Annotated in this window: 20 protein-coding genes and 1 pseudogene; 18 read left to right on the forward strand and 3 right to left on the reverse strand. The window is 39.2% G+C overall.

Features of this window, described 5'->3' with window-relative positions; translation table 11 throughout:
- Nucleotides 1–187 precede the first annotated feature (187 nt).
- Nucleotides 188–1,360: a hydroxymethylglutaryl-CoA synthase gene (locus tag SMSK597_RS05085; RefSeq protein ID WP_000151955.1), complete on the forward strand. Its 1,173-nt coding sequence runs from the start codon at nt 188–190 to the stop codon at nt 1,358–1,360.
- Complete coding sequence (locus tag SMSK597_RS05090) at nt 1,360–2,634, forward strand: hydroxymethylglutaryl-CoA reductase, degradative (protein ID WP_025169660.1); 1,275 nt, start codon at nt 1,360–1,362, stop codon at nt 2,632–2,634. Before SMSK597_RS05085 ends, SMSK597_RS05090 begins: the two co-directional genes overlap by 1 nt.
- Before the next feature lie 189 nt (nt 2,635–2,823).
- On the opposite strand, the gene SMSK597_RS0102130 is transcribed toward SMSK597_RS05090, so the two are convergent.
- A complete protein-coding gene (locus SMSK597_RS0102130) occupies nt 2,824–3,789 on the reverse strand; it encodes a LacI family DNA-binding transcriptional regulator (RefSeq protein ID WP_000226009.1) in 966 nt (321 codons plus the stop codon).
- Entirely contained in the window at nt 3,770–5,224 is a 1,455-nt protein-coding gene (locus SMSK597_RS05095) for a sucrose-6-phosphate hydrolase (RefSeq protein ID WP_000455323.1), read from the reverse strand. The genes SMSK597_RS0102130 and SMSK597_RS05095 overlap by 20 nt, the downstream gene beginning before the upstream one ends.
- Before the next feature lie 378 nt (nt 5,225–5,602).
- On the opposite strand from SMSK597_RS05095, the gene SMSK597_RS05100 reads away from it, so the two are divergent.
- Nucleotides 5,603–7,489, forward strand: a complete 1,887-nt coding sequence (locus SMSK597_RS05100) for a sucrose-specific PTS transporter subunit IIBC (RefSeq protein WP_001064576.1) — start codon at nt 5,603–5,605, stop codon at nt 7,487–7,489.
- A gap of 149 nt (nt 7,490–7,638) precedes the next feature.
- Nucleotides 7,639–8,526 carry a fructokinase ScrK gene (gene scrK / locus SMSK597_RS05105; RefSeq protein WP_000164307.1) on the forward strand — a complete coding sequence of 296 codons (888 nt, stop codon included), beginning with the start codon at nt 7,639–7,641 and terminating at the stop codon, nt 8,524–8,526.
- A gap of 42 nt (nt 8,527–8,568) precedes the next feature.
- Here the strand turns inward: scrK and SMSK597_RS05110 are convergent, their stop codons facing one another.
- Nucleotides 8,569–9,186: a TVP38/TMEM64 family protein gene (locus SMSK597_RS05110; protein WP_000076170.1), complete on the reverse strand. Its 618-nt coding sequence runs from the start codon at nt 9,184–9,186 to the stop codon at nt 8,569–8,571.
- A 147-nt stretch (nt 9,187–9,333) separates the two neighbouring features.
- On the opposite strand from SMSK597_RS05110, the gene SMSK597_RS05115 reads away from it, so the two are divergent.
- From SMSK597_RS05115 to metE, 14 genes and pseudogenes are all read left to right on the forward strand, one after another.
- Complete coding sequence (locus tag SMSK597_RS05115) at nt 9,334–12,324, forward strand: type I restriction endonuclease subunit R (RefSeq protein WP_000616896.1); 2,991 nt, start codon at nt 9,334–9,336, stop codon at nt 12,322–12,324.
- Nucleotides 12,325–12,345: 21 nt separating this feature from the next.
- The gene (locus SMSK597_RS05120) at nt 12,346–12,909 is read left to right on the forward strand and encodes a hypothetical protein (protein WP_001104654.1); all 564 of its coding nucleotides are present in this window, start codon (nt 12,346–12,348) and stop codon (nt 12,907–12,909) included.
- A 122-nt stretch (nt 12,910–13,031) separates the two neighbouring features.
- Nucleotides 13,032–14,075: an AAA family ATPase gene (locus tag SMSK597_RS05125; protein WP_000730173.1), complete on the forward strand. Its 1,044-nt coding sequence runs from the start codon at nt 13,032–13,034 to the stop codon at nt 14,073–14,075.
- Between the two features lie 3 nt (nt 14,076–14,078).
- The gene (locus tag SMSK597_RS05130; RefSeq protein ID WP_001004235.1) at nt 14,079–16,304 is read left to right on the forward strand and encodes a S8 family peptidase; all 2,226 of its coding nucleotides are present in this window, start codon (nt 14,079–14,081) and stop codon (nt 16,302–16,304) included.
- A gap of 38 nt (nt 16,305–16,342) precedes the next feature.
- Nucleotides 16,343–17,515, forward strand: a complete 1,173-nt coding sequence (locus SMSK597_RS05135; protein ID WP_000595198.1) for a restriction endonuclease subunit S — start codon at nt 16,343–16,345, stop codon at nt 17,513–17,515.
- A gap of 9 nt (nt 17,516–17,524) precedes the next feature.
- Nucleotides 17,525–18,049, forward strand: a complete 525-nt coding sequence (locus SMSK597_RS05140) for a hypothetical protein (RefSeq protein ID WP_000670199.1) — start codon at nt 17,525–17,527, stop codon at nt 18,047–18,049.
- A 1-nt stretch (nt 18,050) separates the two neighbouring features.
- Complete coding sequence (locus SMSK597_RS05145; RefSeq protein WP_000480473.1) at nt 18,051–18,872, forward strand: hypothetical protein; 822 nt, start codon at nt 18,051–18,053, stop codon at nt 18,870–18,872.
- A gap of 29 nt (nt 18,873–18,901) precedes the next feature.
- Nucleotides 18,902–20,503 carry a type I restriction-modification system subunit M gene (locus SMSK597_RS05150; RefSeq protein ID WP_000450448.1) on the forward strand — a complete coding sequence of 534 codons (1,602 nt, stop codon included), beginning with the start codon at nt 18,902–18,904 and terminating at the stop codon, nt 20,501–20,503.
- A 207-nt stretch (nt 20,504–20,710) separates the two neighbouring features.
- Entirely contained in the window at nt 20,711–22,078 is a 1,368-nt protein-coding gene (locus SMSK597_RS05155; RefSeq protein WP_000240011.1) for an AAA family ATPase, read from the forward strand.
- Nucleotides 22,068–22,817 (forward strand): hypothetical protein, encoded by a 750-nt coding sequence (locus tag SMSK597_RS05160; RefSeq protein WP_001284682.1) that lies wholly within the window; start codon nt 22,068–22,070, stop codon nt 22,815–22,817. The genes SMSK597_RS05155 and SMSK597_RS05160 overlap by 11 nt, the downstream gene beginning before the upstream one ends.
- Nucleotides 22,818–22,879: 62 nt before the next feature.
- Nucleotides 22,880–23,155, forward strand: a pseudogene (locus SMSK597_RS12695) (HigA family addiction module antitoxin); the annotation flags it as partial.
- A 13-nt stretch (nt 23,156–23,168) separates the two neighbouring features.
- Nucleotides 23,169–23,573: a YbgA family protein gene (locus tag SMSK597_RS05165; protein WP_025169661.1), complete on the forward strand. Its 405-nt coding sequence runs from the start codon at nt 23,169–23,171 to the stop codon at nt 23,571–23,573.
- Complete coding sequence (locus SMSK597_RS05170) at nt 23,557–23,919, forward strand: TIGR02328 family protein (RefSeq protein ID WP_001241792.1); 363 nt, start codon at nt 23,557–23,559, stop codon at nt 23,917–23,919. The genes SMSK597_RS05165 and SMSK597_RS05170 overlap by 17 nt, the downstream gene beginning before the upstream one ends.
- Before the next feature lie 244 nt (nt 23,920–24,163).
- The gene (gene metE, locus SMSK597_RS05175; RefSeq protein ID WP_000108235.1) at nt 24,164–26,413 is read left to right on the forward strand and encodes a 5-methyltetrahydropteroyltriglutamate--homocysteine S-methyltransferase; all 2,250 of its coding nucleotides are present in this window, start codon (nt 24,164–24,166) and stop codon (nt 26,411–26,413) included.
- Nucleotides 26,414–26,416 lie beyond the last annotated feature (3 nt).

Genomic DNA, 26,416 nt, shown 5'->3' on the forward strand with positions numbered 1-26,416 from the left:
ATAACTGAGAATGGGTCTTATAAAGCTACTTATATCGGTGAACTCTATAGCAATTAATCATTCTTTAAAATTATGACCAATAAGAGGCTTGATTTGGTGAATCAAGTCTTTTTTCTCTCTTTTACTGCCATTTGTGATAAAATAATAATGAACGATTTTTTACATGAATGATAAAACAGAGGTAAATATGACAATCGGTATTGATAAGATTGGTTTTGCGACCAGTCAATATGTCTTGAAATTACAAGACTTAGCAGAAGCGAGGGGCATTGACCCTGAAAAATTAAGCAAAGGACTCTTGCTCAAGGAATTGAGTATTGCGCCCTTAACTGAGGATATCGTGACCTTGGCGGCTAGTGCAAGTGACTCTATTTTAACTGAGCAAGAAAGACAAGAAATCGATATGGTCATTGTGGCGACTGAGTCAGGAATTGACCAGAGTAAGGCTGCGGCCGTCTTTGTGCATGGCTTGCTGAGTATTCAGCCCTTTGCTCGTAGTTTCGAAATCAAAGAAGCCTGCTATGGAGCAACAGCTGCCCTTCATTATGCCAAATTGCATGTGGAAAATTCTCCACAGTCCAAGGTCTTGGTCATTGCCAGTGACATTGCCAAATACGGTATTGAAACACCAGGAGAACCCACTCAGGGCGCTGGAAGTGTCGCTATGTTGATTACTCAAAATCCACGCATGATGACCTTTAATAATGACAATGTGGCTCAGACCCGTGACATCATGGATTTCTGGCGTCCAAATTACTCAACAACTCCTTATGTAAATGGTGTCTATTCTACCCAACAATATCTAGATAGTTTGAAAACGACTTGGCTTGAATACCAAAAACGCTACCAGCTTACTTTAGATGATTTTGCGGCTGTTTGCTTCCACTTGCCTTATCCTAAATTGGCGCTAAAAGGTTTGAAAAAAATCATGGATAAGAGCCTGTCTCAAGAGAAAAAAGACCTCTTGCAAAAGCATTTTGACCAGTCTATTCTTTACAGTCAAAAGGTGGGGAATATCTACACAGGTTCACTTTTCCTTGGACTTTTGTCTCTCTTGGAAAATACAGATAGCTTGAAGGCTGGGGATAAAATCGCCCTTTATAGTTACGGAAGTGGAGCTGTGGCTGAGTTCTTCAGTGGTGAATTGGTTGAAGGATATGAAGCTTATCTGGATAAAGACCGCTTGAACAAGCTCAACCAACGAACTGCCCTATCTGTTGCAGAATATGAAAAGATCTTCTTTGAGGAAGTGGTGTTGGATGAAACAAACTCTGTCCAGTTTGCTGGCTATGAAAATCAAGATTTTGCCTTGGTTGAAATTGTGGACCACCAACGCCGTTATAGCAAGGTTGAAAAATGATGAAGATAAGTTGGAATGGATTTTCTAAAAAATCATACCATGAGCGCCTCGAGCTGTTAAAAGCTCAGGCGCTCCTTAGTACTGAAAAACAAACCAGTCTGGAGCAGGATGAACAGCTGAGTGTGACTGTGGCAGACCAGCTGAGTGAGAATGTGGTGGGAACTTTTTCTCTGCCTTATTCGCTGGTCCCAGAGGTTCTCGTTAACGGTCAGGAATACACAGTTCCCTATGTGACAGAAGAGCCCTCCGTGGTTGCTGCGGCCAGCTATGCCAGTAAAATCATCAAGCGAGCAGGTGGCTTTACTGCTCAAGTGCATGAGCGTCAGATGATTGGACAGGTAGCTCTTTATCAAGTTGATGATCTAGATCTAGCGCAAGAGAAGATTGCCAGCAAGAAAGCTAAACTCTTGGAACTTGCCAATCAAGCCTATCCTTCTATTGTTAAACGTGGAGGCGGGGCGCGTGATTTGCATGTCGAGCAGATAAAAGGCGAAACAGACTTTCTCGTTGTTTATCTTCATGTCGATACCCAGGAAGCCATGGGTGCCAATATGCTCAACACCATGCTGGAAGCCTTGAAACCAGTCTTAGAAGAACTCAGTCAGGGTCAAAGTCTTATGGGAATCCTGTCCAACTACGCGACCGATTCTCTGGTGACTGCAAGCTGTCGCATCGCCTTTCGCTACTTGAGCCGCCAAAAGGATCAAGGACGAGAAATTGCGGAGAAAATGGCTTTGGCTAGCCAATTTGCGCAAGCTGATCCTTATCGTGCAGCTACTCATAATAAAGGGATATTTAACGGTATTGATGCCATTTTGATTGCCGCTGGTAATGACTGGCGTGCTATTGAGGCAGGAGCTCATGCTTTTGCAAGTCGAGATGACCGTTATCAAGGTCTCAGCTCTTGGCGTCTAGACTTGGAGACAGAAGAATTGGTCGGTGAGATGACCCTGCCCATGCCTGTGGCGACCAAGGGTGGCTCTATCGGTCTCAACCCTCGTGTAGCTCTCAGTCATGAATTATTGGGGAATCCTTCTGCCAAAGAATTAGCCCAGATTATCGTTTCTATAGGTCTCGCACAAAATTTTGCAGCCCTGAAAGCCTTGGTGAGTACGGGTATTCAGCAGGGACATATGAAATTGCAGGCCAAATCTTTGGCACTTCTCGCAGGTGCTAGTGAATCCGAGGTAGCTCCCCTAGTCGAGCAGCTTATCGCAGATAAAACCTTTAACCTAGAGACAGCCCGGCGCTATCTCGAAAATTTAAGATCATAAAAAACTCAGACGAATTCGGTCTGAGTTTTCTTGTGCTTATACTCAATGAAAATCAAAGAGCAAATTAGGAAGCTAGCCGCAGGTTGCTCAAAGCACTGCTTTGAGGTTGTAGATAAGACTGACGAAGTCAGTTACATATATCTACGGTAAGGCGACGCTGACGTGGTTTGAAGAGATTTTCGAAGAGTATTAAATGCTTTTTCCTGGTAATAGTGTAACTGGTAAGAAGTAACCTGTTGTTGCGACTTCCTTGCCTTCAATCTTCTGTAAGAGAAGGTCAACAGTGAGGCAGGCAATCTCTTCCAAGGGTTGCTTAATAGTAGCTAGTTGAGGATAGTAATTCTCGATAAAGTAGGTACCATCATAGCCGATGACTTTAAGCTCTTCTGGGACAGAAATTCCCAGTTCTTGGGCAATTTTAATGACCAGAATAGCTGTCAAATCATCTGAAGCAAAGATGGCATCTGGCTTTTGACGAGTCAAGATATTCTTGATTTCCATTTCTTTTCTGACGGGAGAAAAGTCACTGGAAACATTGATAATAGGAGCTTTTGGGAGTACGGATGCAAAACCAGCGTGACGTAGTCCAGTTGGCGAATTAGAATTGTCATTCCCTGTAATCATGATGATAGACTGGGCGCCTGTCTTAACCAAGGTCTGGGCAGCAAGAACCCCACCAGCATAGTTGTCAGAGGAAACGACAGGGATGTCTGGAGACAGGTTTCGGTCAAAGGAAATAATCGGCGCGGTCACACGATTGTAGTCTTCGATTCCCAAGTTGTGACTACCCGAAATGATGCCGTCCACCTGATTGGCTTCCAACATTTCGATGTATTCACGTTCCTTTTCAGAATCGTGCTCACTGTTGCAGATGATGGTCTTATAACCATTTTTGAAGAGTTGGTGTTCCAGCTTATCAATCAATTCTGCATAGAAAACGTTAGAAATATTTGGGAAAATCAAACCAATTAACTTAGCCGATTTTCCTTGCAGACTACGAGCTAGGTTGTTGGGTTTATAGCCCAATTCTCGCATGGCTTCATTAACCTTTTGAATGGTTTTTTCAGATAGATACCCTTTTTTATTGATAACCCGAGAAACGGTAGTAGGACTGACGCCTGCAAGTTTGGCGACATCAGTTAGTTTTGCGACCATAATCTAATTCATAGTAAGTTCCAGTTGGGTTTCCAGATTTAATCAGGATACCATTTTGGTCCGCATGTGGGAAGACACGACCAGAAAATACTTTTTCTCCTTTATTGATGAAAATTTCAAAGACAGAGTTATCGATGAAGATTGTAGCAGTAGTAGCCTGGTTATCGATTTGGCAAGAACGTGTAGTTCCAAATTCTTGGGCATACTGTTCACCAGCCTGACTACGATCTACTGTCACTTGACCATTTACAAGGTCAAAGTTGATGGAAAGTCCCTTTCCTTCTTGATCAGCAAGTAAGATAATCTCGCTCTGGCTATTAGCTTCCAAGTTGAGTTCAAGTTCGTAAGTGTTCTTGGTTTGAGCACGGTTTGAGAAAGGTTCTTCAGAAGCACGAAGGTCCTTGATAGCCGCGACTGGGTATTGGTAGAGTTTGCCGTCTTTGATAGTTAGTTCCTTGACCAAAGAGAAGGTTCCTTGGTGGTCAAAACGGTCAGATGGATATGAAACATCAGGCAAGCCAAGCCAGCTAACAGCTAGAGCACGTCCATCAGGAGCGTTGAAGGCTTGAGTTGCATAGGCTTCGAAACCATAATCCATGTTTTGGAGTTGAGACACATCTACCATTTTAGCATTTTCAGGGTCAAAGGAAGTCCCAATCTTATACATATTTGGATAGATATTGTCGTAGTCTAGAACTTTCTTATCCAATCCTTGTGGGCAGTAGAGAAGGACAGGTTGCTCCCCTACAAAGACCAGATTTGGACATTCCATCATGTAGGCAGTACGGTCGTTAGCAAAGTCAAGGTTGCCAACGGCTTGCCAGTTTGTGTAGTCGTTGGCAACAGCCTTGTAGAGACGGACGAAGCCTTTTTTCTCCAAGTCCTGTCCACCGACGATAGCATAGTATTGGCCCTTGAAGTTAAAAATTTGCGGGTCACGGAAGTGGTCAGTTGAGTCTGCTGGCTGGTCAATCAAGATCTTGTCAATCTTCGTAATCTTGCCATCCTTGTCCATCAAAGCACCAATCTGGTAAGGGTGACGGATCCAGTTTTCATCACGAACATTTCCTGTATAAAATAGGAACAAGTTATCGCCAAACTGCATGGCAGAACCAGAGTAGGCACCATGGCTATCTAATGGAGTATCTGGTAAAACTTTGATTCCAGTTTCTCTAAAGTGAATCAAATCATCACTTTCTAGCTGTGCCCAAGATTTCAAACCGTGGGCTGCACCAAAAGGAAAATTCTGGTAAAAGAGGATCCACTTGCCATCAAAGTAAGAAAAGCCATTTGGGTCGTTGAGAAGTCCTGTTTTTGGCTCAACATGGTAATGAGTATGCCATGGAGATTGTGCCATATTTTCTTTTATATTTTGAATTTCTTCTTGCGTCCAATCTTGATAAAGTCTGTAACGACGCTCAGTAGTCCATTCCATTCATTCATTCCTCCAAAAATCTTATCACATTTAATAGTAACCGTTTTCGATAAAAAATGCAAGCCTTTTATGTTAAAAAAGAGAAAAAACTGTTAAACGTTTATCATAAATTTAAAGCAGGAAATTAATCAACTTTTCAAGAAAATATGAAAGATAATGAAACAAAAGCCTTTTAACTAAGATTTCAAACTTGTTTTTTAAGGAATTCCTGCTAAAACAGTCAAAATCAATCAATCTAAAGCGAGCTTACTAAGTGGATAGAATATTTTTTCTGCAAAACGCTTGACATATTTCTAAAACATGATAAAATAATAGTCGTAGGGCGAATAAAATCGCTTTCAAACAATAACAAAATTTTATATAAGGAGATTTTTGCAAATGAACAATCAGGAAATTGCAAAAAAAGTCATCGATGCCTTGGGCGGACGTGAAAATGTCAACAGTGTAGCTCACTGTGCGACTCGTCTTCGTGTCATGGTCAAAGATGAAGGAAAAATCAATAAAGAAGTGATTGAGAACTTGGAAAAAGTTCAAGGTGCTTTCTTTAACTCAGGTCAATACCAAATCATCTTTGGTACTGGTACAGTAAACAAAATGTACGATGAAGTTGTTGCGCTTGGTTTGCCAACATCATCTAAAGATGACATGAAAGCAGAAGCTGCGAAACAAGGGAACTGGTTCCAACGTGCTATCCGTACTTTCGGTGACGTTTTTGTTCCAATCATCCCAGTTATCGTAGCGACAGGTCTCTTTATGGGTGTGCGTGGTCTTTTCAACGCTCTTGAAATGCCACTTCCAGGTGACTTTGCAACTTACACTCAAATCTTGACAGATACAGCCTTTATCATCTTGCCAGGTTTGGTTGTGTGGTCAACCTTCCGTGTATTTGGTGGAAATCCTGCCGTTGGTATCGTTCTTGGTATGATGCTTGTTTCTGGCTCACTTCCAAACGCTTGGGCAGTCGCTTCAGGTGGTGAAGTAACAGCTATGAACTTCTTTGGTTTCATCCCTGTTGTTGGTTTGCAAGGTTCTGTTCTTCCAGCCTTCATCATCGGGGTTGTCGGAGCTAAATTTGAAAAAGCTGTCCGCAAGGTTGTTCCAGATGTCATTGACCTCTTGGTAACACCATTCGTGACACTTTTGGTCATGTCTATCCTTGGACTCTTTGTTATTGGACCAGTCTTCCACGTTGTTGAAAACTACATCCTTATTGGTACAAAAGCAATTCTTGGCTTGCCATTTGGTCTTGGTGGTTTCTTGATTGGTGGGGTTCACCAATTGATTGTCGTGTCAGGTGTGCACCACATCTTCAACTTGCTTGAAGTGCAATTGCTTGCTGCTGACCATGCTAATCCATTCAACGCGATCATCACTGCGGCTATGACAGCCCAAGGTGCTGCGACTGTTGCGGTTGGTGTTAAAACTAAAAATCCAAAACTGAAAACACTTGCTTTCCCAGCTGCTCTTTCTGCCTTCCTCGGTATTACAGAGCCTGCTATCTTCGGGGTGAACTTGCGTTTCCGTAAACCATTCTTCCTTTCATTGATTGCTGGTGCAATCGGTGGTGGATTGGCTTCAATCCTTGGACTTGCTGGTACTGGTAGTGGTATCACTATCATCCCTGGTACAATGCTTTATGCAGGTAATGGACAACTTCCACTATACCTTCTTATGGTAGCTGTATCATTTGCACTTGGTTTTGCTCTTACTTACATGTTTGGTTATGAGGATGAAAAAGAAGTTGCTACTGAAGTAGAGACAGAACGTTTGGTCCAAGAAGAAACAACTGGTAACATTCCAGCAACTCTTCGAAATGAAACACTTGTAACTCCTATCGTCGGTGATGTTGTCGCTCTTGCTGATGTTAATGACCCTGTTTTTTCAAGTGGAGCTATGGGACAAGGTATCGCTGTGAAACCAAGTCAAGGTGTGGTATATGCACCAGCTGATGCTGAAGTTTCAATTGCCTTTCCAACAGGACACGCTTTTGGTTTGAAAACAACTGATGGTGCTGAAGTTTTGATTCACGTTGGTATTGACACTGTATCTATGGATGGTGAAGGTTTTGAAGCAAAAGTTGCTCAAGGTGACAAGGTTAAAGCTGGCGATGTTCTTGGAACATTTGACTCAAACAAAATCGCTGCAGCTGGACTTGATGATACAACCATGGTTATCGTTACAAATACAGCTGACTACGCTTCAGTAGCTCCAGTCGCAACAGGTTCAGTTGCGAAGGGGGATGCTGTGATCGAAGTGAAAATCTAATCAATCCTCTCTAATGTGAAAACGAACAAATGACATGTTTGTTCGTTTTTGCTTGAATGGTAAGATTTACAGAGGAAAATCTAAAAAATAGAGAAATTTAGCCTTTCGAAATATGCTATAATAAAGAAAATAAAAACAAGAGGTTTATCATGACAAAATTATATGGAAGCTTGGAAGCGGGCGGTACAAAGTTTGTCTGTGCTGTCGGTGATGAAAACTTTAACGTTGTAGAAAAAACACAATTTCCAACAACAACTCCAATCGAAACAATCGATAAAACCATCGAGTTCTTCTCAAAATTCGATAACCTTGCTGGTCTTGCAGTCGGTTCATTTGGTCCGATTGATATTGATAAAAACTCAAAAACTTATGGTTTTATCACAACGACTCCAAAACCAAACTGGGCAAATGTGGACTTGCTTGGTGCCCTTCGTCGCGCCCTCAACGTGCCAATGTACTTCACTACAGACGTAAACAGCTCTGCCTATGGTGAAGTGGTTGCCCGTAACAATGCTGGTGGTCGTATCGAAAACTTGGTTTACTACACAATCGGTACAGGTATCGGTGCAGGTGTTATCCAACGTGGTGAGTTTATCGGTGGTGTGGGTCACCCTGAAATGGGTCACTACTATGTTGCTAGACACCCAATGGATATTGACAAAGAATTCAACGGTGTTTGTCCTTTCCATAAGGGATGTCTGGAAGGCTATGCAGCTGGTCCAAGTTTGGAAGCTCGTACAGGTGTTCGTGGGGAAAATATTGAACTCAATAACCCTGTTTGGGATGTTCAAGCCTACTATATCGCTCAAGCTGCGGTTAATGCGACAGTGACTTTCCGCCCAGACGTGATTGTCTTTGGTGGAGGGGTCATGGCTCAACAACACATGCTGGACCGTGTCCGTGAGAAATTTACATCTCTTCTCAATGGTTACCTACCAGTACCAGATGTGCGTGATTACATTGTAACGCCAGCAGTCGCAGGAAATGGTTCTGCCACTCTTGGAAACTTTGTTCTTGCAAAAGAAGTTTCAAAATAAAGCACAAAATCCGCTTGGGAAACCAAACGGATTTTTTACGTGTCAAAGCATTTGCCAGAAGAAGTCAATAATATAGGTTAGACCGTAGGTATAAACCACGAGGGTAAAGGGCTTGGTCAGAATGATGATGGTCATATAGCGCTTGAAGCTCATCTTGGTCAGGGCAGCCAGCATACAGAGAAAGTCGGCTGGACTAATGGGCCAAATCATCATAAAAATAAAGAAACGGTCAAAACGATTTCCTTTATCCAACCAGCCGATATACTTGTCGTAGGTACGCTTGCTGACGACAGACTGAACAAAGGCAGCTCCGTAGAGGCGCACCAGATAAAAGATAATGGCACAGCCAATCACGATTCCGATATAGTTGTAGATAGTACCGATGATGTGACCGTAGATAAAGACCCCAGCGACGGAGGTCAAGGCCCCAGGAATGATAGGGACGACCGTTTGTAAAATCTGTAAAAAGATAAAGAGAGGTGGCCCCCAGATACCTGCTTGCTGGATAAAGGCAGAGAGGGTTTCTTTAGACTGTAAAACCCCAGCCTGATAAGCCCAAATACAGAAAATCAAACTCCCAACCCCGCCGACAATCGATGAGATATTGATAACTTGCTGTAAAAGGGGAGAAACAGCTTTCATTTGTTTATCCTGTGACATGTAAACTCCTCATAGATAGTATATTTCTACTATACCATATTTTGGAGGAGAAAGGGGGAATGAGTCTTTTTGCTATGGGAAGAGTGATGGAATTTGAGGCTAAACATGCTATAATAAAGGGAGCAGACAAGTAGCAAAGGAGAGAGTATGATACAGGTAAAACCAGAACTGGAGATAGAAAAACAACTGATCAGCCAACTGGTAACTGGGGAAAGTCAATGGACTTACAGAGATGACCTTAAAACAGAAGAGCAATTATGGGAAAACGTCTTTGAAAAGCTAGCCCAGAACAATGTGGCTCTATTGGCAGATCATCCTCTGACAGAACAGGAAAAACGCCAGATAAAGAATCAACTGAACTTTGTTAGCTACTATGATGCGGCCAAGTGGTTGGTCGGCGAAAATGGCATTGCCAAGGTTGAGGTTCAGAGAGAAGATGCTAGTTTGGGGACTATCCGTTTATCTGTCATTTGGCGAGACAATATCGCAGCTGGTAAGTCTAGTTATGAGGTTGTCAACCAAGTCGAGAGAGATAAGATAAATCCTCAGGATCAAGACCGCAGGCTAGATGTGACTCTCTTGATCAATGGCCTTCCTATGATTCAAATTGAGCTTAAAAGTCCCCGAGTTGCTTTTTTAGATGCCTTTCATCAAATCAAGAAGTATGATAGAGAAGGAAAGTTCCGTGGCATCTACTCTAGCTTACAGATGTTTGTTGTGACCAATAAGGTAGATACTCGCTATATCGCTGCAGCTAGGGAAAATAAACTCAACAAGCAATTTCTAACCAAGTGGGTGGATAAGGACAACCAACCTATAACGAGCTTGACCAGTTTTGCCCACGAAGTCCTTTCCATCCCTCGTGCCCACCAGATGGTCATGCAGTATTCTGTCCTTGATGATAGCAAGAAGGCTCTCATCCTCCTGCGTCCCTACCAGATCCATGCTATTGAGGCTGTTCAGGAAGCCTCTCGCCAGCAAGCATCAGGCTATGTTTGGCATACGACTGGTTCAGGAAAGACATTGACCTCCTATAAGGTAGCACGGAATCTTCTCCAAATCCCTTCTATTCAAAAGACAATCTTTGTCGTTGACCGCAGGGACTTGGACCAACAAACCACTTCATCTTTTCTCTCTTATGCGACCAATGATGTCATTGATATCGATGAGACGGATAATACCCATGATTTGGTCAAGCGCTTAGGAAGTAATGATAAGCGTGTGGTGGTAACGACCATCCAGAAAATCACTACTATGATGCGTAAGTTTGAGCAAGGACTTTACCAGCGTGATGCGGACAAAATCAAGGACCTCCGAGTGGCCTTTGTCGTGGATGAATGCCACCGTGCCGTGACGCCACAAACACAAAAAGACATTAAGGTCTTTTTCCCACAGTCTCTCTGGTATGGTTTTACAGGCACACCTATCTTTAAGGAAAATAAACGCCAGCAAGTCGGCGATCTAGCCCAAACCACCCAGCAACAGTACGGTGACCGTCTCCATGAGTATACAGTCAAGGAAGCCATCCATGACGGAGCAGTTTTAGGCTTTAAGGTGGATTATCGCAATACCCTCATCACGGATAAATCCGAAAAGGACATACCAGATACTGTCTACGAGGATGAGGAACATATGCTGGAAGTCTTGGATGCCATTATCAATAAATCGCGTCAACAATTAGGCTTCCAAAAAGGAGTAGGTAAGACCTACAATGCCATCCTAACCGTCAAATCCATCCCTCAAGCCCAAGCCTACTATGACCTCCTCAAACGGGTCAAGGCTGGGGAGACAAGAGTCAAGGTATCGGAAAGGGTCAAGCAGGTCCTTCCTGACTTTCCAAAGGCGACCATCACCTACTCGGTCACAGAAAATGAAGAAGACTCAAGAACCAATCAAGACCACATGAAGCAGGTCTTAGAGGACTACAACCAAGAGTTTGATACCCACTTTACCATGGCGGATCTTCGTAGCTTTAATACGGATGTCAATAATCGTCTAGCTAGAAAACAGGACAAATACCTCTATCGCAATGAGCAGTTGGACTTAGTCATCGTTGTCAATCGTCTCTTAACAGGATTTGATGCGCCTTGTCTATCAACCCTCTTTATCGATCGTAAACCAATGCAACCGCAGGACTTGATCCAGGCCTTTAGCCGAACCAACCGAATCTTTGATTCTAGTAAGACCTACGGTCATATCATCACCTTTCAAAAGCCTCTAGCCTTTAAGGAAGCAGTAGATAATGCCCTCAAACTCTACTCAAATGGTGGAGAAAACGAGGTCCTAGCTCCGAGTTGGGAAGAGGAGAAGAGAAACTTTTTGAGGAGTTGCAGTGATTTCAAAAATCTTGCTACTGATGACTATGTGAATGGTCTAGATTTCGAGCAAGTCTCTACGCCTGAGTTGAGGAAACTAGCTAAAACCTATCAAGCCCTTGATAAATACCTAGCCTCTATCCGAGTATACAAAGAGTATGATGAGGAAGAAGTTTACAGTCAGACAGGACTTGATGTAGAAAAGTTGGAAAGGTATCTGGGACTTTATCGAAATGTCCTTGCAGAATTAAAAAGCCGAGTAGAGGATGATGACGATGGAGAGCCACTTGATATTCACTATGAACTGGAGTCTATCCAAGTAGACGAAATCAACTATGCCTATATCTTAACCTTGATCCAAAGTCTGATTGAGCAAGGTCAAAGTCAAGAAAAGAACCTAAGCGCTCAAGATAGGGAAGCCGTGGATAACTATATTCAGAGTCTTGAGAAGACCAATCCAAATCTTGCCCAGATCATCACTGAACTTTGGAGAGAGGTACAAGAACATCCAGCAAGTTATCGTGGTCAGTCTATCGCAAATATCTTGGATCAGATGATTGAGGCGGTCATCCAGCAACACATCCAAGTCTTTAGCAAACGCTGGTATGTCGGAGAGGATGAACTCCGTTACTATGTCGAACATTACCGTAAGGGAGCTAAAAAACAACTAGGAGAAAGCCAGCTGACCAAGAGCCAGCGCTATCAGGACTATAAGCTAGAGGTGGCGGATGCCCTCAATCCTCTCCTCTATAAAAAACAAATCAAGGAAGCCTATACCCAGCTAGTAGAGGAAGTTATTGAGCCTTTGAGGGTTGGAAGATAGTAAAACTTTGGAGGAAAAAGCATGAATTGGACTACCATTTTTGCGGGAATCGCAGCATTTGTTTCAATTGTGAATATTTTTGTAACTATTAGAAATAATAAGGCTCAAATACAAGCCCAGATTATCTCAAGTTCTCGTGTTCAGTGGATTAAGGAAGTTAGAGAAATCTACTCGAATTTTATTAAATTAAGTACAGAGTTTCATAATGAGTTATTGTTTTTAAGAGTATGTGATAATGAAGAAAATTTTGATAAAAATTTTAATATGTTGAGAGGAAATTTGTGGTCAAGTTATTATCAATTAATTTCTTATTTCCCCAAAAAAGACAGTGATGGAAGAAACTCTGAGATTGTAAGTGTATTTAATGAATTAGTTAATTTTCTGGAAGAAAAATTAGAGTATTCCTATGGAGATATCACTTTTTCGGAGTTTGTACCAAGTTTTCAGGAATTGCAAAGATATGATGTTCCTGAACAATATAAAGCTATGCTGAATATAGTTTCTGATAAATTTTCTTTTTATATGAAAGCGGAATGGGTGAAAGCAAAATTAGAGGTGGAGAACCAATTTAAGTTCTCCAAGTAATAAAATAACAGGTGTTGTCTAGTAAAGTACAATGCCTGTTATTTTTGTTTATCTGTCCCTAAATTGACATTTTTGTCCCATGGTGTTATACTTAGTTTAGTATTTAAAATGGAGGTCTAGCAATGAAAAAAAAGCAAGTGATTAACTTAATTAGGTATTTTACAGAGAAGAATGAGTCTGGATTCAGGACTGAAGCGTATGAAATAGCAAAATCATTTGATAAAAGTGGAGACTATCAGTTAGCTGAATATATAATGGCATTGCTATCAGATGCTAATACTTTTGTTCCACAAATGAATAAAGAAGATATTGAATCGTTGAGGAAGGTTTCACTGCTGAACTTAGAATCATTGCCTTTGCCAGAACCTATCTCAAAAGATGTGATTGGGATAGTGAATGCTGTTCGGAGGAATATTGGAGTAAATAAGTTTCTCTTTGAAGGGGCACCAGGGACTGGGAAGACAGAGACAACAAAACAAATAACTCGCCTATTGGAACGAGAACTTTATATTGTAGATTTTGAAGCAATAGTTGATAGTAAATTAGGACAAACGTCAAAGAATATTGCTTCACTCTTTAAGGAAATAAATAGTTTTTCTAAACCTAACAGAGTAGTTATATTGTTTGATGAAATAGATGCTATTGCTTTAAATAGATTAGATACCAATGACTTGAGAGAAATGGGAAGAGCAACTTCTGCTATATTGAAGGGAATAGACTCACTAAATAATGAGGTTGTTTTAATTGCTACGACTAATCTGTTTGATGTTTTTGATAAAGCTTTAATAAGACGTTTTGATGCAGTAATTAATTTTAATAATTATAATCAAGATGATTTATTAGATATTTCAAATATTTTAATGAGTGATATTTTAAAAGATTTTAAACAATCTGGGAAAAATAGTAAATTATTGAGAAAGATTATCTCTCTGATGAAACCTATTCCTTATCCAGGTGAACTAAAGAATATTTTAAAGAGTGCAGTAGCTTTTAGCAGTTTAACTGATAAATACGATTATTTGAGGCGAATCTTTACAAATGCATATAAATCTATAGATGAAGTTTCAATTGAAGAATTAAAAGAGCTTGGTTTCACAGTACGTGAAATAGAGATTTTGAAAGGTATTTCAAAAAGTCAGGTTTCAAGAGAGTTAAAAGGATGTTAAAGAATGAATGAATTATTGCAATTAAAGGGGCGTTTTGAGCAAAAATCAAGTAGTGGTCGACCAGGTTCTCCAAAGTTGTTGGCTAATCAAATTGTAAGTGAAAAAAAAATATTAAAATTAAAAAAAGAGCTCGAAGAACTTAAAGAATATTGGTCAAATATCTCATATTTTGAAGGAGCTTTAATTTCAGTAACTTATGTAGATGTTGTTGCAAAAAGTAGAAGAATGAGAGAACTATTTAAAAAAAATAGTAGAATTCAACCAAATGATTGCGTTGTTGGAGCCAAATTTATTGATAAAACTTCTACAGAGAAGCAACATGTTATTACTTATTACGTAGATTTAGATGTTTTGGATGAATCGATTAATACTTTGAATATAGTTGCATCATTACTTATTAAAGATTTCAATGGAGAAATTTCTACAGAAAAATTAAATTCGATTAGTGACAGGACAGATAATTATGAACCAGGAATAATTGCTAGAACAAAATTTTTACAAGCTATTGTAGACATTAGTTCGATTGAAAATTTTGCAATACCCAAAAATGAACTTGATGAACTAAGAACATCAATTATTAGTATCTTTGATACCAAAGTACCTACAAGTGAATTATTAAAGAGGGTTGGTTTAAATGTTCCTGATTACAGAGTGATTGATGAGACAACGATATTATTGACTCCGGATCAGTTAGAAATCTTAAATGAAAAGGCTCCTTATCTGATTTCTATGGCTACTACAGATTTATCGAAATTGGATACTCAGAATTTTGAAATTTTTGATAGCGGGCATAGAATGACAATTCCTTCACCTGCAGATGAACCGGTAGTCGGAGTTATTGATACTATGTTTGATAGTAGTGTTTATTTTTCTGAATGGGTGACATTTCAAGATAAGGTAAATGCCGATATTCCAATTAATCCAACTGATTATGAACACGGTACAGCTGTATCTTCGTTAATTGTTGACGGTGCTTCAATTAATCCAGAATTAGATGATGGTTGTGGTCGTTTTAGAGTTAAACATTTTGGAGTTGCAAGGGGTAGCAAGTTTAGTTCATTTTCTATACTTAAGTCAATTAAAGAAATAGTAGCAGAGAATAGAGATATTAAGGTATGGAATTTATCATTAGGGTCAGCATTAGAAATTCAAAAAAATTTCATTTCTCCAGAAGCTGCTTTGTTAGATAAAATACAATATGAATTTGATGTTATATTTGTGATAGCAGGAACAAATAAAAGAGTGAGTGATAAAGCTAGAATGAAAATAGGGGCACCAGCAGATTCGATAAATTCTCTAGTTGTGAATGCCGTTGATAAGGATAATAAACCAGCGACATACTCTAGAGAAGGTAAAGTGTTGTCCTTCTTTAATAAACCTGATATTTCTTATTTTGGAGGGGATGGGAAAAACAAAATAAGAGTTTGTATGCCTACAGGAGAATATTTTGTAGCAGGAACATCTTTTGCAGCACCTTGGATTACTAGAAAAATAGCATATTTAATCCATAAGATAGGGTTAAGTAGGGAGGTAGCGAAAGCTTTAATTATTGATTCTGCAATATCATGGTCAAAAGCAAATAGTTCTATGAATTTAATCGGGTATGGTGTAGTACCTCAAAAAATCGAAAATGTGCTTAACTCCCAAGATGATGAGATTAAGTTTGTTATATCTGGAGAATCAATCATGTTTGATACATACAATTATAATCTTCCAGTGCCTGTTGTTGATGATAAGCACCCTTACATTGCTAAAGCAACGTTGTGTTATTTTCCCAAGTGTTCTAGGAATCAAGGAGTTGATTATACAAATACAGAATTAGATATTTATTTTGGTAGACTTAATGGACAGAAAATAATTACTGTGAATGATAATAAACAAAATGATAATGTGTCTCTTTCTGAAACAGATGCTAGAGGATTGTATAGAAAATGGGATAATATCAAATCAATTATAGAGTACGTTAAACCAAATGGGCGAGCTAAGAAGGCATATGGTGATGGTTTGTGGGGGTTTAGTCTTAAAACTAAGGAACGACTTAACAATGGTGATGGTAGAGAACTTAGGTTTGGAATAGTTGTAACACTTAAAGAAATGAAAGGGATAAATAGGATTTCTGATTTCATTAGTCAATGTTCTATGCGTGGTTGGCTTGTGAATAGAATTGACGTTCAGGAAATGATTGATATTTATAATGTTGCTGAGGGAGAAATTCATTTTGAAGATTAATTTTATTAAAAAAAGCTTGATGAAGGTTAGATAAAAATATGATAAAGCAAGATATTCCTAAAATAAGATTCTATTCCTATCAAGGTTCTTGGACAGAAAATAGAATTGCAGATATAGTCAAAATATCTGCTGGTGGTGATGTAGATAAAGTAAAATTGAAGGAAAGTGGAAAATATCCTGTTATTGCAAATGCTTTGACAAACAAAGGAATCGTTGGATTTTATGAAGATTATAAAGTGAAAGCTCCTGCAGTGACTGTTACGGGTCGTGGAGATGTTGGATATGCAGTAGCAAGACATGAAAATTTTACTCCAATTGTTAGACTCTTGACTCTTCAATCGGAAAAAATTGATGTTGATTATCTTGAAAATCAGATTAATTCTATGAGAATTTTAAATGAATCTACGGGTGTTCCTCAATTGACAGCTCCACAACTTGGGAACTATAAAGTGTATTATCCTGAAATTGAAGAACAATCCGCCATCGGCTCCCTATTCCGCACCCTCGACGACCTTCTGGCTAGCTACAAGGACAATCTCGCCAACTACCAATCTCTCAAGGCGACCATGCTCTCTAAGATGTTTCCAAAAGATGGACAGACAGTTCCTGAGATTCGTTTGAATGGATTTGACGGTGAGTGGGAAGTTCAGAGTCTAAAAGAATTGGCTAGATTTTCTAAAGGTAATGGGTATACAAAAAGTGACTTAGTAAATTCTGGAAATGAAATAATTCTATATGGTCAACTTTATACTAATTATCAAACTGTAATCTCTATGGTTAATACATTTGTTCTTGAAACAAGAGAGAAATCCGTAATTAGTAAGGGAGGGGAAGTTGTAGTACCGGCATCTGGGGAAAGTGCTGAGGATATTTCAAGAGCATCAGTCATTGAAAAATCTGGAGTTATTATAGGTGGCGATTTAAATATAATCTATCCAGATGAGAATAAAGTGGATTCTATCTTCTTAGCTTTAACCATTTCAAATGGAAGTCAACAGAAAGAATTGATTAAAAGAGCACAAGGAAAATCAGTCGTTCACTTAAGAAATAATGATTTAGAAAAAGTTGTTTTACACTATCCTTCTATAGAGGAACAACAAGCCATAGGTGCCTACTTCTCAAACCTAGATAACCTGTTCAATTTTCATCAAGAAAAAATTTCTCAGCTAGAAACACTTAAAAAGAAACTCTTGCAAGATATGTTTATTTGAGGTTCCCTAATGAAATTTTTAGAAAGATTATTTTTGTCGTTTAGTTCTTTTTTTCCTGGTTTAATTTTGTTTATTTTTACTATAAATATTTGTCCAAATGTTGAAAGTTTAATGATGAGTCTTATTAAAATATTTATTTTGATTTCAGTTATGCTAGTAGTTGCATTCGTATCACTGAAATATTTTGAAGAAAAGGAAATATCTGATACAGCTACCATCGTCTCGATTCAACCGGTTGAGCATGAAATTATTCCAACGTATATAGGTTTGTTTGTCATAATGCTTGGTTTGGGTAGTTTAAGTCTAATTTATCAAATGTTTATTGTGTTATTTATATTTGGGATATGGTTTGTTTTAATGGAAAAATCTTATTATTTTAATCTTATTTGGTTACTTAAATATAGGTATTATAAGACACAAGATAAGATTGGTAATACTTATATAATTTACAGTAAGAGAAATGATGTAAAAGAAGTTGGTAAAATTCAGAATTTAGTAAGAATAAATAATTTTACATTTTTGGAGAAGGAATAATATGTTTTTAGTAAAAGTAGGTCAAATATATAGAAAATTGGAAAACACGGATGACATTTCTGAACTAGTTGCTCCGGAGATTGATCCTGAAAATAGTAGAGAATTTGATCCAGAAATAAAATTAGAACATGAGGAATGGTTCTATATTGAAATTGATGATGAGCATATGTCGATGGTCAAAGAATATGAAGATAAATTTTTAAATACTGCGGGTCTAAATGATGTAAATGAAGAAGAGTTCTCGAAAATTGATTTGATTTTTCGAAAAGTTGAAAATGACGGTTTAGTTTTTCAAAAAATAACTAAATCAAGGAGAATGGTTGATAAGTCAATCTTGAAATGGAGATATAGAAGAGCTGAAAGAACAATTATTGAAAAGGGTATAGAACTAAAATCTGAGAACGATGCCTATTTTGATGGAAATGATAAATTGTATTTCAAAAATTTTAGAACGATTCGTAGCTTATTTAAGGGGATTGATGATTACTATCGTATAGCAAGTCAAGCAGAAGTTGATGAGTTTAAAGAATTTAATCTGGTGAGTTTTGTTTCAGATTTTAAAATTAAGACTAACAACTTAAAGATGTTGGCAGTTTTAAAAGATTATGAGATAGATTTGGATGATATTGCTGTTAAAAGTACTTTGTTGAGATCTTACAGTCAGTATCCTAATCAAGAGTTTGAGTTGGACGATAATCAAAATTTTATAATTGATAGTAATAGAAAATTAACATGTTTACTAAAGTTAGCACTTGGACGGCTATATACAAATCCAATAACTCATCATAAAATGGAAGCTAACTATGCAAAGAAATTAAATTAAACTAAGAAAATGATTTAGAAAGAAACATTATGGAAACAACACAAACTTCCCAGTCGCTCTACCAAGCCCTGTGGAACTCAGCGGATGTTCTTCGATCTAAGATGGATGCCAATGACTACAAGTCCTATCTTTTGGGCATGGTCTTTTATAAGTATCTGTCAGACAAGATGCTCTTTTTCGTGGCGGAGACTATGGAGGAAGGGAGTGAGAGTCTAGAGGCTGCCCTTGAGGTCTATCGCAACTACTATGAGGATGCGGATACCCACGAGGATCTTCTTGCAGTTATGAAGGATGAACTCAACTATAGTATCAAGCCTGAGTTGACCTTTACGGCTCTAGTAGCACGTGTCAATGAGGGGACTTTCCAGTTAGAAGATTTGGCTCAGGGTTTTCGTGATATTGAGCAGAGTGATGAACTCTATGAAAACCTCTTTGAGGATATTGACCTCTATTCTAAAAAGCTAGGGGCGACTCCGCAAAAGCAAAACCAAACGGTGGCGGCAGTCATGAAAGAGTTGGCTGTGCTAGATGTGGCTGGTCATGCTGGTGATATGCTGGGGGATGCCTATGAGTATCTGATTGGTCAGTTTGCGACTGACTCGGGTAAGAAGGCTGGTGAGTTCTATACACCTCAACCTGTTGCCAAACTTATGACTCGGATTGCCTTTTTGGGTCGTGAGGATCAGCTAGGCTTTACCATCTATGATGCGACTATGGGGTCAGGTTCTCTCTTGCTCAATGCCAAGAAATACTCTCATAAACCGCAGACAGTGGTCTACTTTGGTCAGGAACTCAATACCTCGACCTATAACTTGGCTCGGATGAACATGATCCTACACGGTGTTCCTGTTGAAAATCAATTCCTCCACAATGCCGATACCTTGGATGAAGACTGGCCGACTCAAGAACCGACCAACTTTGACGGTGTTCTCATGAACCCACCCTACTCTGCCAAGTGGTCAGCAAGCTCTGGCTTTATGGCGGATCCTCGTTTCTCTCCATTTGGGAAACTTGCCCCCCAGTCCAAGGCTGATTTTGCATTTCTCTTGCATGGTTACTACCATCTCAAGCAGGATAATGGAGTTATGGCTATCGTCCTTCCCCACGGTGTTCTTTTCCGTGGCAATGCGGAAGGGACCATTCGCAAGGCCTTGTTAGAAGAAGGGGCTATTGATACAGTAATTGGTCTTCCAGCCAATATCTTCTTTAATACCAGTATTCCGACCACAGTTATCATTCTCAAAAAGAACCGTACCAATCGTGATGTCTACTTTATCGATGCTTCTAAGGAGTTTGATAAGGGGAAAAATCAGAATATCATGACAGATGCTCATATCGAGAAGATTTTGGAGGCTTACAAGTCTCGTGAGGAGATTGACAAGTTTGCCCATCTAGCAAGCTATGAAGAAATTGTCGAAAATGACTATAACCTCAATATCCCTCGCTATGTAGATACCTTTGAGGAAGAAGAAGTCGAACCACTGACAGATATCGTCAGCAAGATTAACACGACAAATCAAGCAATCCAAAACCAAACCGCTTCCCTACTTGAAATGCTCGGTCAACTCCATGGAACCACACCAGAAGCCGATGCTGAACTCAAAAAGTTTTTGCAAGAGTTTGAAGGGTGATGGGGAAGGAAACTTGGTATATCAATTGTAGAGTATTTGAAATTACAGTTTTGTATCCTCATTGCTTAATAGATATGTGAAGGTTGAGTAGGGAATAGAATTGGTTTTCAAATAACACAGAAAAAATTAGAAAATAAATCAAAAAAAGTCATGTAAAATGACTTTTTTGATATAATTAAGATAAGAAAAACTAAGGAGTCCGAAATCATGGTAAAATTAAGGAGTCTCATCATAGAGAATATTAAGAACGTGCAGTATGGAGTTATTGATTTTCAAAATAAATCTGACTTTATCAATGTAACGGGAATTTATGGTCAGAATGGTTCTGGGAAAACAGCTGTTGTAGATGTATTTGAAGTTCTATCTGCCTTGATGAGAGGAGAGTCTATTCCACAACATACAAAAGGGATTTTTAATGCCATAGACCAAGTAGGGGAAAATGCGATTACTTTAGAATTAGAAGCCCCAGAAACCTATATCATTCGATATAAAGTCGAGTTTGCTGCAAGTGAACCTACAGGCGTGCAAGATGTAATGGTTGTAAAAGAAGAACTTGCCTATAAACCTCTAGAATCTGGCTCTAGATACCGCTATTTGCTACGTTACGAATATGAAGGAAGTAACTTTGATGCTGAACAACCGCGACATACGGGATATTTAAAATCTCAAAGAAGTATTATGGGAAAGGATGCAGTTAGTGTTTTAACAAAGACAATTATTGATGATAATCGTTCCTTTATTTTTTCAAAAGAATTAGGAGGCTTTATTTATACTTCAAGTAAGCAAGATTTATCGACGCTTGTTGAAATTTATAATGTCATTCAAGACTTTTATCAAAATTTGAGAATTTTTACCCAAGAGTTATCTAGTCTGAATAGTAGTGGGGTTACTCCTATCACGATTAACTATCAGAATCGTGACTCTCATGTGAGTTATCAGGGGATTATCCCCATGTTTCTTCAAAGTGGAGGAATTTCTATAAATGAAGAACTTTATAGTGTTTATGAGAGCACGATTGACTATTTGAATGAAATTGTTCCTATTATTATCCCTGACTTGAGACTTGAAATGGAAGCAGGTGAGATAGAGATTCGAAATGATGGACAAAAAATAAGAAATGTTAGTTTTATTTCCAATCGTGCAGGTAAAAGATTCTCTTTAAAACACGAATCTGAAGGGATTCGTAAAATTATTAGTATGCTTGGTTTTTTGGTGGAAGTATATAATAAAGAGAATATTATCGCTGTTATTGATGAATTGGATGCAGGTGTATTTGAATATCTACTAGGCGAGTTGATTGAAATTTTTTCTGAAAGTGCTAAAGGACAACTAATTTTTACTTCTCATAATCTACGTGTACTAGAAAAACTTCCATCCTACAAGGTTGTGTTCTCAACTGCTTCTCCGACAAATCGTTATATCCGCTTAACGGGTATTAAGCCAAGCAATAACTTAAGAGATATTTATTTAAGAGGAATTCAGCTGGGTGGACACGAAGAAGAATTGTATCAAGGAGTTTCTAATAGTAAAATTAAACGAGCTTTGAGAAAGGCAGGTATCAAGCTTGGCGAATAAAAGTAGAAAGGTTATTCTAGTATTTGTAGAGGGAGAATCTGATGAGACTGTTGTAGGATTTATAACAGATTCATTAGTGGAACGATTGAATGATATGCATATCACACTAAAGGTGATGTATGGAGATGTCTTTTCAGATAGGAGATATTCTGCATTATCTGGAACGAAAATTGCAAGTGATAGAATTTGCGAGGTTCTTGCTACAGAAAAATGGAAAGTAAGTGATCTACTGTTTGTTGCCTTTGTAACAGATACGGATGGCATGTTTATGAATCCAACTTCTTTAGTTGTAGATGATTCTATGGAAGTGACAGATTCGTTTCAATATGATTTACAAACTCGGAGGCTGCTATTTTCAACGCCGAAGAAAAAAATGGATATTACTGAAACGAGACAGAGAAAGTCAAGGCATGTCAATCAGTTGATTAAAGAGGGGACTTCCTTGTTGGTTAAGCGGAAGTTAGTACAAACTTTTGTGTATTATAATTCTGTTAATTTGGAACATGTTTTATTTGGAAAAATATTACCAAATCATGAAAAAATGAGTGCTGCTGATGATTTCATCGACCAGTACGATGGAAAAGGCGATGCGGGAGTAGAAGGGATTTTAGCATTTTTCCAAAGTAGATGCCCGGCAGATGATTACGAACAATCATGGCAGTTTATAAAACAAAATGAAATGACGAATGGATATTCTAATTTAGCGTTATTGTTTGACAAGATTCAGAATTATAAATAACATCCTGACAGACAGTTTGTAGTCCAATAAGTTCAATAGAATAGAGGAGGTCAGCAATCACTATGAGTAATAAAATTGTTGAATACAAAGACCTGATTGCTTTTCATCCAGGTCAGTATGTTGAAGAGTTGATTGAAGATTATAACGTAACGCAGAAAGAATTTGCCGAGCGTTTAGGAGTTTCGGAAAAGACTATTAGCAAGCTAGTTAATGCAGAGTAGTCCATTGGTAAAGAAACTGCTCACAAGTTAGCTAAGTTAAGTGGCGTTTCCATGCAAACTTGGCTCAATCTTCAAAATGCTTATGATGTAAAAGTGGCGGAGATTTTAGAGCAAAAATAATATAATGTATATGAATAATAACAACCAACGTGCCCTTTGTCAGCGACTCTGGGCGGAAAATAAATACCTCGTTTTGGGTCATTCCAGCAATATTTACAATGAGATTCGCCAGTATCTAAAGCAGGAAGTGGTGGAGGTGAGTAAGGTTAAAGAGATGATTGACCATGCCTGTCAAATCTCAGAACACAGGGGGCAGGTTTGCAATGCTTTTCAGCATATTTGGGGCTATTTTAAAAAGAAAGCGACAGATGCCGAGCGCAAGGACTATATGCTCTTGCTGGATCGCTACCGCTTTGGTCAGGCTTCTAAGGAAGACTTGAACACTAAGACTCGAGACTTGCTTGATCGCTATCCAAATACCTACTTGCAGCATTCGACATTACTGAAAGGAGACTCCCATGAGACTTTGGCATGAGGCTTTGATTTCACAGCTTCCCCGTCCTCAACTCTTGGGACAACATAGAGAGTGCTGCGCCCTCCGTGGCAATGGCTGGGGCAGAAAGCATGCGACGGTTGACTATGTCTTTACCCACTCGCCCTATCGTCTCTATGCCTATCATGACTTGATTATGGAGGAAATGGTTAAACGAGGCTTTAGGGTCAGTCCAGAGTGGTTGGACAAGAACTACCGAGGGAAGACCTGCCCTCTCTATGAAGATTTAGCAGAGGAGAAATTGACCAGTCCTATATACAGCGAACATGACGCTACCTACTATGAGGAGTGTTTAGCTAATCTCCGAGAGAAGGGGATTGAGCTATAGTCTTTTCTAATAACAAGCCATAGTCACTTATAAGAATTACTAATAATGCATTTGAACAGTCTAACTGAAATAGAGCTATAAAACAAGCTACACAAAGGATTTGAGGCATTTGTCTCAGGTCTTTTTCTTTTGTTTAAAACAGAGATATAGTTTCAAACTATATCAAAGCCTAATTTTTTACAATTATACAGACGCTTTCTTTTCTGTTAAGATAGTTTCAACAACAAATTTTGGAGGACACATCATGTCAACTACAATCATCGGTTTCCCTCGTTTGGGCGAATTCCGCGAATTAAAATTTACAACTGAAAAATACTTTAGAAAAGAAATCTCAGAAGAAGAACTCTTGGCAGCAGCAAAAGACTTGCGTGCTAAACACTGGAACATTGTCAAAGAAAAAGGCATCACTGAAATTCCATCAAATGACTTTTCTCACTATGACAACTTCCTAGATGCAGCTTTCCTTTTCAACGTGGTACCTGCTTCAGTTCAAAACTTGGACTTGTCTGAGCTTGAGCGCTACTTCGCTTTGGGACGTGGTTACCAAGGAGAAAAAGGGGACGTTCGCGCCCTCCCAATGAAGAAATGGTTTAACACCAACTACCACTACATCGTTCCTAAATTTGAAAAAGACACTCAAGTTAAACTTGCAGGTCACAAGATTTTCGATGAGTTCCAAGAAGCGAAAGAGCTTGGATTGAACACTCGTCCTGTTCTTGTAGGTCCATTCACTTTCCTTCAATTGTCAGATTTTGAAGAAGGCGTGAAAGCAGAAGACTTTGTAGACAGCTTAGTAGCTGCTTACCAAGAAGTTTTTGCTAAATTGGCTGAACTTGGTGCGACTCGTATCCAATTGGATGAAGCGGCTCTTGTAAAAGACTTGACAGCTGAAGAAAAAGCTCTCTTCTTGAACCTCTACAACAAGCTTTTGGCTGACAAAAAAGGTCTTGAAGTCTTGCTTCAAACTTACTTCGGTGACGTTCGTGACGTCTACGCTGACCTTGTAAACTTGCCAGTTGATGCTATCGGTTTGGACTTCGTTGAAGGTAAGAAAACTCTTGAACTCGTTAAAGGTGGTTTCCCAGCTGACAAGACTCTATATGCGGGTATCGTCAATGGTAAAAACATCTGGCGTAACAACTATGAAAAGAGCTTGGCTGTTCTTGAACAAATCCCAACTGAAAACATTGTCTTAACAAGCTCATGCTCACTTCTTCATGTGCCATTTACAACTGCTAATGAAGAATTTGAACCAGCAATCTTGAACCACTTTGCCTTTGCAGTTGAAAAATTGGATGAAATCCGTGATTTGGATGCTATCCGCAATGGTCAAGGTGAAGAAGCACTTGCAGCTAACAAAGAACTCTTTGCGACTGAGCGTGTTGGTGAAAATGCTGAACTTCGTGCGCGTATTGCTGGCTTGACAGACGCAGACTACACTCGTTTGCCAGCATTTGCTGAACGTGAAGCTATCCAAGAAGAAGCTTTCAAACTTCCAGCTCTTCCAACAACAACTATCGGTTCATTCCCTCAAACAAAAGAAGTTCGTGCTAAACGTTTGGCTTACCGTAAAGGTGAATTGTCTCAAGAAGAGTACGACGCTTTCCTTGCTGAAACAATTGACGAATGGATCAAATGGCAAGAAGATATCGACTTTGATGTCCTTGTTCACGGTGAATTTGAGCGTAATGACATGGTTGAGTACTTCGGTCAAAACTTGTCAGGATACCTCTTCTCTAAAAATGGTTGGGTACAATCATACGGTATGCGTGGGGTGAAACCACCAATCATCTGGGGTGATGTAACTCGTCTTAACCCTATCACTGTTAAATGGTCTAGCTATGCACAAAGCCGTACAAACAAACCTGTTAAAGGTATGTTGACTGGACCTGTTACCATCCTCAACTGGTCATTCCCACGTGAAGACATCTCTATCAAGGATTCTACTCTTCAAATCGCCCTTGCTATCAAGGATGAAGTACTTGACCTTGAAGCTGCTGGTGTGAAAATCATCCAAATCGACGAGGCTGCTCTTCGTGAAAAATTGCCACTCCGTCGTAGCGACTGGTACGAAGACTACCTTGACTGGGCAATTCCTGCCTTCCGCTTGGTACACTCAACAGTAGCGCCAGATACTCAAATCCACACTCACATGTGTTACTCAGAATTTACAGATATCATCCCAGCTATCGATAACATGGATGCAGACGTTATTTCCTTTGAAGCTAGTCGTTCAAACCTTGAAATCTTGGACGAACTCAAAGCGAAAAACTTCCAAACAGAAGTGGGACCTGGGGTTTACGATATCCACTCACCTCGTGTGCCAAATGAAGGCGAAATCGACAATACAATCGAAGCCATCCTTGCTAAAGTGCCAAGCAAGAAAGTTTGGATCAACCCTGACTGTGGTTTGAAAACACGTGGTATTCCAGAAACAAAAGAAAGCTTGGTCCGCCTTGTTGAAGCAGCTAAAGCTGCGCGTGAGAAATTGTAAGAT

The organism is Streptococcus mitis SK597 (assembly GCF_000148545.1).
GTDB classification, from domain to species: domain Bacteria; phylum Bacillota; class Bacilli; order Lactobacillales; family Streptococcaceae; genus Streptococcus; species Streptococcus mitis_C.